Source organism: Streptomyces sp. NBC_01335, assembly GCF_035953295.1.
Classification (GTDB): Bacteria; Actinomycetota; Actinomycetes; order Streptomycetales; family Streptomycetaceae; genus Streptomyces.
Genome location: NZ_CP108370.1, coordinates 5,746,561 through 5,759,253, shown reverse-complemented (window position 1 = coordinate 5,759,253; position 12,693 = coordinate 5,746,561). Strand labels below are relative to the sequence as shown.

The 12,693-nt window shown below is 69.6% G+C and carries 11 protein-coding genes and 1 pseudogene; 9 read left to right on the top strand and 3 right to left on the bottom strand.

What is annotated here, in order from left to right; translation table 11 throughout:
• Positions 1-8 precede the first annotated feature (8 nt).
• The 7 genes from OG599_RS24895 to OG599_RS24865 all read left to right on the top strand — a co-directional run bounded on the left by OG599_RS24895 (position 9) and on the right by OG599_RS24865 (position 6,941).
• Positions 9-422: a roadblock/LC7 domain-containing protein gene (locus OG599_RS24895; RefSeq protein ID WP_323180487.1), complete on the top strand. Its 414-nt coding sequence runs from the start codon at positions 9-11 to the stop codon at positions 420-422.
• Between the two features lie 134 nt (positions 423-556).
• On the top strand, positions 557-964 hold the full coding sequence (locus OG599_RS24890; protein ID WP_266709549.1) for a DUF742 domain-containing protein: 408 nt from the start codon (positions 557-559) through the stop codon (positions 962-964).
• Positions 945-1,526 (top strand): GTP-binding protein, encoded by a 582-nt coding sequence (locus OG599_RS24885; RefSeq protein ID WP_266709547.1) that lies wholly within the window; start codon positions 945-947, stop codon positions 1,524-1,526. The genes OG599_RS24890 and OG599_RS24885 overlap by 20 nt, the downstream gene beginning before the upstream one ends.
• Before the next feature lie 351 nt (positions 1,527-1,877).
• Complete coding sequence (locus tag OG599_RS24880) at positions 1,878-5,195, top strand: nitrate- and nitrite sensing domain-containing protein (RefSeq protein WP_327178192.1); 3,318 nt, start codon at positions 1,878-1,880, stop codon at positions 5,193-5,195.
• A gap of 10 nt (positions 5,196-5,205) precedes the next feature.
• Positions 5,206-5,619 carry a roadblock/LC7 domain-containing protein gene (locus OG599_RS24875; protein WP_266709517.1) on the top strand — a complete coding sequence of 138 codons (414 nt, stop codon included), beginning with the start codon at positions 5,206-5,208 and terminating at the stop codon, positions 5,617-5,619.
• A gap of 91 nt (positions 5,620-5,710) precedes the next feature.
• A complete protein-coding gene (locus OG599_RS24870) occupies positions 5,711-6,379 on the top strand; it encodes a DUF742 domain-containing protein (RefSeq protein ID WP_327178191.1) in 669 nt (222 codons plus the stop codon).
• Entirely contained in the window at positions 6,360-6,941 is a 582-nt protein-coding gene (locus tag OG599_RS24865; RefSeq protein ID WP_148021028.1) for a GTP-binding protein, read from the top strand. The genes OG599_RS24870 and OG599_RS24865 overlap by 20 nt, the downstream gene beginning before the upstream one ends.
• Before the next feature lie 379 nt (positions 6,942-7,320).
• Here OG599_RS24865 and OG599_RS24860 read toward each other — a convergent pair whose 3' ends face one another.
• Positions 7,321-7,521 (bottom strand): acyl-CoA carboxylase subunit epsilon, encoded by a 201-nt coding sequence (locus tag OG599_RS24860; RefSeq protein WP_327178190.1) that lies wholly within the window; start codon positions 7,519-7,521, stop codon positions 7,321-7,323.
• A gap of 87 nt (positions 7,522-7,608) precedes the next feature.
• Positions 7,609-9,192, bottom strand: a complete 1,584-nt coding sequence (locus tag OG599_RS24855; protein WP_327178189.1) for an acyl-CoA carboxylase subunit beta — start codon at positions 9,190-9,192, stop codon at positions 7,609-7,611.
• A 542-nt stretch (positions 9,193-9,734) separates the two neighbouring features.
• On the opposite strand from OG599_RS24855, the pseudogene OG599_RS24850 reads away from it, so the two are divergent.
• Positions 9,735-10,960: pseudogene (locus tag OG599_RS24850) on the top strand (glycoside hydrolase family 64 protein).
• A gap of 168 nt (positions 10,961-11,128) precedes the next feature.
• On the opposite strand, the gene OG599_RS24845 reads toward OG599_RS24850, so the two are convergent.
• Positions 11,129-11,650 carry a hypothetical protein gene (locus tag OG599_RS24845; protein WP_327178188.1) on the bottom strand — a complete coding sequence of 174 codons (522 nt, stop codon included), beginning with the start codon at positions 11,648-11,650 and terminating at the stop codon, positions 11,129-11,131.
• Between the two features lie 392 nt (positions 11,651-12,042).
• On the opposite strand from OG599_RS24845, the gene OG599_RS24840 reads away from it, so the two are divergent.
• Positions 12,043-12,654, top strand: a complete 612-nt coding sequence (locus OG599_RS24840; RefSeq protein WP_327178187.1) for a YceI family protein — start codon at positions 12,043-12,045, stop codon at positions 12,652-12,654.
• Positions 12,655-12,693: the final 39 nt, after the last annotated feature.

Below are 12,693 nucleotides of genomic sequence, written 5' to 3'. Positions count from 1 at the left end.
TGAGCCCCATGAGTCAGGCCGCGCAGAATTTGAACTGGCTGATCACCAACTTCGTGGACAACACCCCCGGGGTGTCGCACACGGTGGTGGTGTCGGCGGACGGCCTCCTGCTGGCCATGTCCGAAGGATTCCCGCGCGACCGCGCCGACCAGCTGGCCGCGGTCGCCTCCGGGCTCACCTCGCTGACCGCCGGCGCCTCCCGGATCTTCGAGGGCGGTGCCGTCAGCCAGACGGTGGTGGAGATGGAGCGCGGTTTCCTGTTCCTGATGTCGGTCTCGGACGGCTCGTCGCTGGCCGTTCTCGCCCACCCCGAGGCCGACATCGGTCTCGTCGGTTACGAAATGGCTCTGCTCGTCGACCGTGCCGGCACGGTCCTCACGCCCGACCTGCGCGCCGAGCTCCAAGGAAGTCTGCTCCACTAGGCGGCCACGCAGCGGGGATCTTTCGGGATCTCCTCAGGTACTGCCCACCACCCTCACTCGTCCGGCCGCTCACCGCCCCCACCGGCCCCTTGCAGACGGCGAGTAGACACATCGCTGTCACGCCCGGAGGATTCATGACCCCGCCACCCGCCTCACCCGATCCGTACGGCGCTCTGCACCACGCGTCGTACGACGGGGAGGGCGACCAGCCGCTGGTTCGTCCGTACGCCATGACCGGCGGACGGACGCGACCGCGTTACCAGCTCGCCATCGAGGCGTTGGTCAGTACGACGGCCGACCCCGCGCACCTGGGAACGCTGCTGCCCGAGCACCAGCGGATCTGCCACCTCTGCCGCGAGGTCAAGTCGGTGGCCGAGGTTTCGGCTCTGCTGTCCATGCCGCTCGGCGTGGCCCGGATCCTGGTCGCGGACCTGGCGGAAGCCGGCATGGTGGCCATCCACCAGCCGGGCAACGGAGAGGCCGGCGGAACGCCGGATGTGACACTGCTCGAAAGGGTGCTCAGTGGACTTCGCAAGCTCTAGCGGCGGTACGGCCCGCTCCACCACCTCGGCGAAGATCGTGGTGGCGGGGGGCTTCGGCGTGGGTAAGACCACGTTTGTCGGTGCCGTTTCGGAGATCAGCCCGCTGCGCACCGAGGCCGTGATGACGTCGGCTTCGGCGGGCATCGACGACCTGACCCACACCGGGGACAAGACCACCACCACGGTGGCCATGGACTTCGGACGCATCACCCTGGACCAGGACCTGATCCTCTACCTGTTCGGCACCCCCGGGCAGGACCGTTTCTGGTTCATGTGGGACGACCTCGTACGCGGCGCCATCGGCGCCGTCGTCCTGGTCGACACCCGCCGCCTCGCCGACTGCTTCCCCGCCGTCGACTACTTCGAGAACAGCGGCCTCCCCTTCGTCATCGCCCTCAACGGCTTCGACGGACACCAGCCCTACACCCCCGACGAAGTACGCGAAGCACTCCAGATCGGACCCGACACCCCGATCCTCACCACCGACGCCCGCCACCGCTCCGACGCCAAGAGCGCCCTCATCACCCTCGTCGAACACGCCCTCATGGCCCGGCTCAAGTAGGCATAAGTCGGTATTGACATAGGCAAGTTGCCGTAGTCGCGCGGGGGTGGCCCCTGTGTCCTTCGACACGATCCGCCCCCGCGTTCATAACGTTTCGACAGAGAATTTCCCGTGGGCCGACACCCGACGCATCCGTCCGGTGCCGCTCCGCTCATGTGAGCCTCGCCTTTTGGCGGGGCTCGTTCTTTATGCCCGTTTTATCTGAGGCTTGCGCCACTCGGACCGATCGGCTCCGAGTGTTTGGAACGCGGCAGCTCCCCATGCTGGAATGCGGCGAACTCCCGAGTAGTACGGCCCTGAACGAATTTACCGGCACAACGTAGGTGCCGACGCCGAGAGGTTGTTGGTCGAGTGAGGCGAAGCAACGAAGGCTCCCCGACGCAGCCTGAGCGGGGCAACTTCACGCCGCCGCGCACCGCTGTGTCCCCCGGGGAACGCGCCGCCCGCGCGGACGCGGCCGACGACGGATCGCCCGTCGGCAGTACGAGCAAGCTGTCCCCGCGCAACTGGCGGGTGGCGACGCGACTGAACGCGATCCTCCTGATCCCCGCGCTGGTGGGCCTCATCATGGGCGGATTCCAGGTGAAGGGGTCGATCGACACCTGGAACGAGGCCCAGGAGGCGGAGAAGACCGCCCTCATCGTCCGCTCGGCCTCCGTCTACGGGCAGGCGCTGCTGAACGAGCGCGACCTCACCGCCCAGCCCCTCCTGTCCGGGGAGTCCACCGCCTCGGCCGTGACGCAGACCCGCGCCGCCACCGACACCGCGGCCTCGGGGTTCACCGCCGCGGTGGCGAACATGCCGCGGACACCCGGTCTCCAGCGCCGGCTGAAGCTCTTCAAGAGCGAGGAGCCGAAGCTCGCCGCGCTGCGCAAGGCCGCGTACACGAAGAGCCTGGACCCGGTGAAGACCGAAGAGGGCTACACCCAGATCCAGCACTCGCTGATGGAGTTCGCCAACGAACTCGGCCTGGGGACCGGCAACGTCACCAGCTACGGCCGTACCGTCTACGCGCTCGAACTCTCGCAGGCGGCGGAGTCCCTCCAGCGTTCGATCGGTCTGCACCTGCTGGTGCGCCCGAGCGAGGACGAGGACACCTTCAACGCCCAGGTCAAGGCCTTCGGCTCGTACAACTACCTGGAGCAGATCGCTCTCGGGGAGTTCAACTCCGGTGGTACCCAGGCGGACGTCGACCGCCTCAAGGAGGTCATGGCCGGCAAGGCCACCGAGGGCGCCGCGCAGCTGAAGGCCGCCAAGGCGCAGGCCGAGGCGGCCGGGGCCCCGTTCGTGGCCCCGCCCAGCGTCGACGGCTCCGTCTTCGACGGAATGGCCGCGCAGATCGGCCGGGGGCTGTCGCCGTCCGAGCTGAAGGCGAAGGGGATCACCCCGGAGACCTGGACGGCCGCCGCCACCGCGAAGTTCGAGGGGTACGCCACCGTCACGGACGAGCTCGTCGACAAGGCGGTGGAGGAGGCCGCGCAGATCTCCTCCGACGCCAAGTCCGACGCCATCGTCAACGCCTCGATCGTCGTCGTCGCCCTGCTCGCCGCGTTCGTCGTGGCCGGCTTCATGGCCCGCCAGATGAGCCGGGCGATGCGCCGGCTGCGCACCGCCGCCTTCGAGGTCGCCGAGCAGCGGCTGCCGTCGCTGGTCGACCAGTTGTCGCGGACCGAGCCGGGCCGGGTCGACACCCGCGTCAAGCCCATCCCGATCAACACCAGCGACGAGATCGGCGAGGTCGCCCGCGCCTTCGACCAGGTGCACCGCGAGGCCGTCCGGCTCGCCTCCGAGCAGGCGATGCTGCGGGGGAACGTCAACGCGATCTTCACCAACCTGTCGCGCCGCAACCAGTCGCTCATCGAGGGCCAGCTGACCCTCATCACCGGCCTGGAGAACAACGAGGCCGACCCGGACCAGCTGGAGAGCCTCTTCAAGCTGGACCACCTGGCCACCCGCATGCGCCGCAACGGCGAGAACCTCCTGGTCCTCGCCGGCGAGGAGCCGGGCCGCCGCTGGAACCAGCCGGTGCCGCTGGTGGACGTGCTCCGCGCCGCCTCCTCCGAGGTGGAGTCGTACGAGCGCATCGAGCTCACCGGGGTCCCGGAGACCGAGATCCACGGCCAGGCCGTGACCGACCTCGTGCACCTGCTGGCGGAGCTGCTGGAGAACGCCACGGTGTTCTCCTCGCCGCAGACCAAGGTCCGCGTCACCGCGACCCGGCTGCCGGACGGCCGCGTGATGATCGAGATCCACGACAAGGGAATCGGCCTCACCGCCGAGGACTTCGCCGACATCAACCACAAGCTGGCCAACCCGCCGACCGTGGACGCCGCGGTCTCCCAGCGGATGGGTCTCTTCGTGGTCGGCCGGCTCTCCGACCGCCACGGCGTCCGGGTCCAGCTGCGCCCCTCGGGCGAGCAGGCAGGTACGACCTCCCTGGTCATGCTGCCGGACGCGATCACCCACGGTGGCGGTGGCGAACCCGCCGCCGAGCCGGACAGCTTCACCGTCTCCTCGATCATCCCGGAGCAGCAGCAGTCCTTCGCCCCCGCTCCGCAGCTCTCGGGCATGCGCACGGCCGCCGAACTCGGCTTCGACGACTCGCGCTACGACGGCGAGTCGCCCGCGCTGGACCCGGTGGGCCGCTCGCTGATGCGCGAGGAGCGCCGGGCCGCGCTGGAGGCCGCCCACACCGGCGGCGAGCAGTCCCCCTTCCAGGGCGGCGCGGGTGGCGAGGCCGACGGCCTGGCGGCCCCGCAGCAGCAGGGCTTCGAGCAGACCGGCTACGCGGCGTCCGGTTACGAGCAGCCGGCCTCGTACGACCAGAACGGCTACCCGCAGGGCACGTTCGAGCAGGGTTCCTTCCCCCAGGGGCCGACCGGGCAGAGCCCCTTCGAGCAGGGTTCCTTCGAGCAGCCTCAGCAGGGCTTCGAGCAGACCGGCCACCCGGGGACGTACGAGCCGTACGCCCAGGACACGGGCTACCGGCCGGACGCCGAGCAGCTCCCCCAGGGCGGCTATGCGGAACAGGTCTACCCGGCCCAGGATGCGCAACAGCCTTCGTACGGTGACCAGTTCGCGCCACTCGGTGATCAGCCCCAGCAGGACGGGTGGCCGGAACAGGGCGGTTTCCAGGGAGGTTACGAGACCTCCGTCCAGGAAGAAACGGAATCCGCTCCCAGCGCTCCCGATGAGACGTCCGAGCGCGTAGGCTTCGATCATTCGGGTCCCACCGCGAACGCGGGTCACGACATGACCGATGCGGGGCTCCCGCGCCGGGGCGGGCAGCAGCACTGGCAGCCCAACGGGCCGGTCGGTGACCGGCCCGCGGCGGCGGACCGGCCCCAGCGGCAGGATTCCCCGTCGGCCGCCGAACCGCAGGACGGCAACGGCACGGACGACTGGCGTTCGACCAACGACGAGCGCTGGGAGCGGGCCGAGAAGCTCCGGGACCCGAAGGCCGGCGGAATAACCCTCTCGGGGCTTCCCCGGCGAGTGCCCAAGGCCAACTTGGTCGAAGGCACCGCGGAGCAGACCCAGCAGGGCGGCCCACAGGTCTCCCGTGCGCCCGAGGACATCCGCGGCAGGTTGAGCAACCTGCGGCGCGGCATCCAGCAGGGGCGCAAGCAGGGGTCGGACAGCAGTAATACCTACAACCAGGAGCGTTAGTGTGAGCCCGATGAGCCAGGCGGCGCAGAATCTCAACTGGTTGATCACCAGCTTCGTGGACAGCACCCCCGGGGTGTCGCACACGGTGGTGGTCTCCGCCGACGGACTCCTGCTGGCCATGTCCGAGGGGTTCCCGCGCGACCGCGCCGACCAGTTGGCGGCCGTCGCCTCCGGTCTGACGTCGCTGACCGCGGGTGCCTCCCGGATCTTCGAGGGCGGCGCCGTCAACCAGACTGTTGTGGAGATGGAGCGAGGATTTCTCTTCATCATGTCGATTTCTGACGGATCTTCGCTTGCTGTTCTGGCCCACCCGGATGCCGATATCGGTCTGGTTGGGTACGAAATGGCACTTTTGGTGGACCGTGCGGGCGGTGTTCTGACGCCGGATCTGCGCGCCGAACTCCAGGGAAGTCTTCTCAACTAAGGAGACAGACAGTGCGTTTCTCGTCACCGCGCCATAAGGTGCGGTGGCGCGGCCCCACTGGGATCGCCGAATGGCAGCAGGAGGAGGAGACGTGGCAGCACCCACAGGCGGACACCCGTATGACGGCAGTCAGCGGGTTCCGGACGAGCACGGGGAAAACCGCTTCAACTTCCCTTCCGCACCGAGCGGCGCGGGCGGCGCGCAGGGCTACGACCCGTATCCGACGCCCCAGCAGCCCATGCAGCAGCACCCGCGCGGAGCCGACTGGCCTCAGCAGCCGGGGCCGGAGTGGTCCCAGCGGCGGCAGTCCGAGTGGCAGCCGCGGCAGGAGCCGCCGCAGCGGTTCGACGCCCCGGCGCCCCGGATCCAGCCGGTGGCGCAACCGGCTCCGAGGCCCGCACCGGCGGAGCATGCCGCCCACAACCCGTTGGTCCGTCCGTACGCCATGACTGGTGGACGGACGCGGCCGCGTTACCAGCTCGCCATCGAGGCGCTGGTCAGTACGACGGCCGATCCGTCAAGGCTGCAAGGGCAGTTGCCCGAGCACCAGCGGATCTGCCGGCTCTGCTTCGAGATCAAGTCGGTGGCCGAGATCTCGGCCCTTCTCTCGATCCCGCTCGGCGTTGCCCGGATCCTCGTCGCCGACCTGGCCGAGGCCGGACTCGTCGCTATCCATCAGCCCGGCGGCGACGAGACCGCCGGCGGTCAGCCAGATGTGACACTGCTCGAAAGGGTGCTCAGTGGACTTCGCAAGCTCTAGCGGCGGAGCGGCCCGCTCCACCACCTCGGCGAAGATCGTGGTGGCAGGGGGCTTCGGCGTGGGTAAGACCACGTTTGTCGGTGCCGTTTCGGAGATCAACCCGCTGCGCACCGAAGCCGTGATGACGTCGGCTTCGGCGGGCATCGACGACCTGACCCACACCGGGGACAAGACCACCACCACGGTGGCCATGGACTTCGGACGCATCACCCTGGACCAGGACCTGATCCTCTACCTGTTCGGCACCCCCGGGCAGGACCGTTTCTGGTTCATGTGGGACGACCTCGTACGCGGCGCCATCGGCGCCGTCGTGCTGGTCGACACCCGCCGCCTCGCCGACTGCTTCCCCGCCGTCGACTACTTCGAGAACAGCGGCCTCCCCTTCGTCATCGCCCTCAACGGCTTCGACGGACACCAGCCCTACACCCCCGACGAAGTACGCGAAGCACTCCAGATCGGACCCGACACCCCGATCCTCACCACCGACGCCCGCCACCGCTCCGACGCCAAGAGCGCCCTCATCACCCTCGTCGAACACGCCCTCATGGCCCGGCTGCGCTGACGACGGGTACGACCTCGCACGATCCCGCACGATCCCGTACGGAGAGAAGCCCCGCCCCCGGTTGGTCACCGGTAAGGCGGGGCTTCTTCTCCGTGCGGGGCTTCTTCTCCGTGCGGGCTTCCTCTCTGTGCGGCCCCGCACGGCTCTCCGCGTACAGGGGCCGGGCGCACGGTCCGGTGGAGGCCGTGACGGCGCACGGTCCAGTGGAGGCCGTGACGGCTGTTTCCGGCCATGCAATGGCCCCGGCCGGAGAATTCCGGGCCGGGGCCACGTGCGATCCCCAGGACGGCCCGCCAGGGCCTTCCGGGGTGGTGCGAGCGGGGATGTCCGCGTCCCCGGGGGCTCCGGAACTCGCGGTAACCCCCTCGGGGAGGGGGTTTCAGCCCTGCCAGCTGTGCGGGGCGCGGAAGCCGGGGGTGCGCTCCAGGCGACGCCATCCGGCCGTGTCGCGGCCCTGGCGGGCGGGGGTGGGCCGGGCCGCCGCGCGGGCGAGCAGGACGGCGGTGATGGCCGCGAGCTCCTCGGGGGCGGCGTGGCCCTTCTCGACGCGCAGCACGGACTCGGCGGCAGTGACGCTCATGGGGTGTCTCCGTCTTCTCGGCAGGATTCGGCAGGATTCGGCAGAAGGTCGTGCGCCGGTGCGCGGGTACCGCGCGGGCGCCGTCGACTACTGCGGGGGGTTGCCGTGCTTGCGGGACGGCAGGTCGGCGTGCTTGTTGCGGAGCATCGCGAGCGAGGCGATCAGCACCTCGCGGGTCTCGGCCGGGTCGATGACGTCGTCGACCAGTCCGCGCTCCGCCGCGTAGTACGGGTGCATCAGCTCGGCCTTGTACTCCTTGACCATGCGGGTCCGCATGGCCTCGGGGTCCTCGGCCTCGGCGATCTGGCGGCGGAAGATGACGTTGGCGGCACCTTCGGCTCCCATGACCGCGATCTCGTTGGTCGGCCAGGCGTAGGTCAGGTCGGCGCCGATGGACTGGCTGTCCATGACGATGTACGCGCCGCCGTAGGCCTTGCGCAGGATCAGCGAGATCCTCGGCACGGTGGCGTTGCAGTAGGCGTAGAGCAGCTTGGCGCCGTGCCGAATGATCCCACCGTGCTCCTGGTCCACGCCCGGGAGGAAGCCGGGTACGTCCAGAAGAGTGATGATGGGAATGTTGAAGGCGTCACACATCTGGACGAATCGCGCGGCCTTCTCGGACGCCTCGATGTCCAGGACACCGGCCAGGGACTGCGGCTGGTTGGCGACGATGCCGACGACCTGGCCGTCCATCCGGGCGAGGGCGCAGATGATGTTGCGGGCCCAGCGCTCGTGGACCTCCAGGTAGTCGCCGTCGTCGACGAGCTCCTCGATGACCTTGTGCATGTCGTACGGGCGGTTGCCGTCGGCCGGCACCAGGTCCAGCAGGACGTCGCCGCGGCGGTCCGCCGGGTCGTCGCTCGCCACCGTCGGCGGGTTCTCCCGGTTGTTCGAGGGGAGCATCCCGATGAGGTAGCGGACCTCGGCGATGCAGGTCTCCTCGTCGTCGTACGCGAAGTGCGCGACGCCCGAGGTCTCGGCGTGCACGTCCGCGCCGCCGAGGCCGTTCTGGGTGATCTCCTCGCCGGTGACCGCCTTGACGACGTCCGGTCCGGTGATGAACATCTGCGAGGTCTCGCGGACCATGAAGACGAAGTCGGTGAGGGCGGGGCTGTACGCCGCACCGCCGGCGCACGGGCCGAGCATCACGCTGATCTGCGGGATGACACCGGAGGCCCGGGTGTTGCGCTGGAAGATACCGCCGTAACCGGCGAGCGCGCTGACGCCCTCCTGGATACGGGCGCCGGCGCCGTCGTTGAGCGAGACCAGCGGCGCACCGGCCGAGATGGCCATGTCCATGATCTTGTGGATCTTGGTGGCGTGGGCCTCGCCCAGCGCGCCGCCGAAGATGCGGAAGTCGTGTGCGTAGACGAAGACCGTCCGGCCCTCGACCGTGCCCCAGCCGGTGATGACACCGTCGGTGTAGGGCTTCTTGGACTCCAGGCCGAAGCCGGTGGCCCGGTGCCGCCTGAGCTGCTCGACCTCCTTGAACGAACCGGCGTCCAGCAGGAGCTCGATGCGCTCGCGGGCGGTCAGCTTGCCCTTGGCGTGCTGCGCCTCGGTGGCCCGGTCGCTCGGGCCGCGCCGCGCCTGCTCACGCAGGGCCAGCAGTTCGGCCACCCGGCCACGCGTGTCGCTCGGCTCACCCGGGATTTCGTCCACAACGGTCATGTACCGACCCTACGAATCCGGCGGCGAAAATACCGCCGTCGAATCCGTACAGTCTCCTGACCGGTTTCCTGGCGGGGACCGACAGAACCCGCGCACCATGGGTGCGATCCACCATCTGAGACCCACTCCGCGTTATGGGGTTCCCACAAAGAGGCGGAAGGGCAACCCGGGAGGGGTCCGGGTGGTGCACGGGGGTCCGAGCCTAGGCCGCGCCTGACCGTTCGCGTCGGATCGGCGGGCGGTGTCCGGTGCGGTGCATCGCAAGGCGGAGGATCACCGGTCCGGCCGGCCGGACCGCCCTTTCCTTCACCTCTTGACCGAAGCGGCGCGAACAGGGCGGCCCCGCGCCCCTGCGCGCATCAACACGCTGGCACTGAAGACGAGTTGTGAAGAAATCCAGATTTTGAGAGCGCTCTCAGTCACACCTATTGACGCCTGTGACAGGCGTGGCGAGAGTGGTCCGCACCACAGCGCGGCCCCCACAGCCGCCCCGCACGGTCCGGCCGTGCTCCCCCCATGTCATCCACCTTCCGGAGCTCCTCGTGATCTCTCGCCGTAACTTCCTCACCGGCGCGGCCGCCTCCGCCGCGGCGCTCAGCTACCCGGTCTGGGGGAGCGCTCTCTCCCCGCGCGCCTCGGCCGCCGCCGCGACGTGCGAGCTGGCCCTGGTGAACCGCTCACTGCCGGGCACGGTGCGCGCGTACGTCACCGGCCACGAGCAGGGCACCGACCGCTGGGTACTGCTCCGGGCCGACGGCAGCCTCTACCGGCCGGACTCCCCCTCCGCCGCACAGACCCCGCTGCCCGTCGACTGTTCGATCCCGCTGAACGCGGCGGGCGGCGACCCCGTGGTGCTGACGCTCCCCCAGATGACGGCGCCCGGGTGTACTTCGTACGGGACGACACGCTGGACTTCTACCTGAACCCGGGCCCGGCGCTGGTGGAGCCCGCCTTCGCGACCTCGACGGACCCGAACTACGGGCGGACCTGGTCCTTCTGCGAGTTCACGTTCAACCCGCAGCAGCTCTACGCGAACATCAGCTACGTCGACCTCGTCACGGCGCTCCCCATCGGGCTCACCCTGGAGGGCGACACCACCCACACCGTCGCCCCGCTGCCGGACGGCGCGGTGCAGCGGATCGCGGACGGGCTGATCGCGCAGGCGGCGGCGGACGGACAGCCCTGGGACCAGCTGGTCACCCGGGGGTCGGACGGCCAGGTGCTACGGGTCGTCTCCCCGCAGAACCTCATGGCGCCGTACTTCGACCGCCCGGACCAGATGCCCTTCCGGGACCTGTTCACGGCACAGATCGACCAGGTCTGGGAGAAGTACCGCTCCACCGATCTCCGGATCGACCTGCAGGGCGGCCGGGGCGTGCTGGCCGGCCGGGTCAGCGGGGACGACCTGGTCTTCGACGGCGGCCACACCTTCACCAAGCCGGGGTCGAAGGACGTCTTCACCTGCAACCACGGGCCCTTCACCAACAACCCCGCCGACTCGGACGACAAGAAGGCCCTGCTGGCGCGGCTCGCGGCCGGGTTCAACCGCTCGATCATGCTCAGCCACCCGGACCAGCCGAACGGGACGACCACCGCGGACTACTACCAGGAGGCGGTGACCAACCACTGGTCCCGCATCGTGCACGCCAACAGCCCGATCGGGTACGCCTTCCCCTACGACGACGTACGCCCCGACGGTCAGCCCGACGTCTCGGGCGCCGCCAACGACGGCAACCCCCGGCGCTTCACGGTGAGCGTCGGTTCCTGAGCGGACACCCGGCCGGTCCACGAACCCCCACGGCGCGTGTGCCCCTCTCCCGACGGCGGGGGAGGGGCACACGTGTGCGCGGGGCTTTCGGGTCTCCGGTGCCGGTCGTCGGCCGCCGGGCCCTCGGCCGCCGGGCCGGATGCCCGGTACCGGATGCCGGGAGTCGGGTCAGCAGCCGCCGCAGTTGTAGTAGGTCGTGTCCCAGTGGTTGCCCTCGTTGACGTAGATGTTGCCGGAGGCCGCCTGGTACTGGGCGTATCCGTCACCGCGGAGCCCGATGTAGGTGAAGGTGCCGGTGACGTAGTTGTTCAGGCAGGTGTTCTTCGCGAAGTCGAGCTTGTAGCCGTTCCAGTGCGAGTAGGTGCCGCCCGCGTGGCCGGTCTCCGTACCGCCGGTGATGTTGATGGCGCAGCCGGTGGCGCTCTTGAGGGTCTGGGCGCCCTGGGCGGTGGCCAGGTTGAGCTGGTCGAAGGAGGTACACGTCGAGACGTTGCGGTCGGAGCAGCCGCCCGACGAGGACCAGGTGATCCCGGAGGAGCTGAACCGGGCGGTGGCCTGGGAGTGGGTGAGCTTGGTGGCGGCGTGGGCGTCGGTGGCGCCGCCGATCACACCGACTCCCGGCGCGAAGAGGACGCCCAGCACGAGGGCGAGGGCGGTGAGGGCGGAGCGGAGCCTGGGGCGGGTCAACATGGGGGGTCTCCTCCTGCTCATGACAACTTCTGACGGGCCGCCGCGCGACGGGTCGAGGGGGGCGCGGAGAGTGTCGCGAGGTGCGGCATGGCGATACTGCCCGAGTTCTACGCGCGTCCGCCAGACCGCGTCCGTGGCGATGCGGTGAATCCCGGGGCGGCCGGAGCGGCCGCGACCGGGCTCCGACGCCTGGCGGGGCACCCCTCCGGCCCCCGGCAGGGCGCCCCTCCGGCATCCGCTGCGACGACCCCCGCCCCCCTGGAGGGCGCCCCCGCAACAACTTCCGCGCTCGATGTTGAACTTTGAACTAAACAGGTCTACAGTCAATGTCGTTGAAGGTTGAACAAACCGAGGCCTTCGACTTCGAGGAAAACGTCTCCCGAGGAGGAGCCATGGCTCTGTTCAACCGCAAGTCCGCCGCCACGACCGCTGTCGCCGAGAAGCCGGCCGTGGACCCCGCGCTCGCCGCCCTGACCGGCAGCTACACGATCGACCCGGCCCACAGCAGCATCGGCTTCACGGTGCGCCACGCCATGGTGACGAACGTGCGCGGCTCCTTCGGCGAGCACGAGGGCACCCTGGTGCTGAACGGCACCGACCCGCACCACTCCACCGCCTCGATCGACGTCAAGATCGCGAGCATCGACACCGGCATCGCCGACCGCGACGGCCACCTGCGCAGCGGCGACTTCTTCGACGCCGAGACGTTCCCGCTGATGACGTTCCGCTCCACCTCCGCCGAGCAGCTCGGTGGCGACACCTACCGGATCACCGGCGACCTCACCATCAAGGACGTCACCCGCCCGCTCTCCATCGACCTGGAGTTCAACGGCTCGGCCACCGACCCGTACGGCAACCAGCGCGTGGGCTTCGAGGGCAGCGCCGACATCCTCCGCTCCGACTGGGGCCTGACCTGGAACGCCGCCCTGGAGACCGGTGGCGTGATGGTCAGCGACAAGGTCAAGCTGACCTTCGACATCTCCGCGATCAAGGCCGCCGCCTGATCCCCGCCCCACCCGAGCGCGCCCGCCCCACCCTCCCTC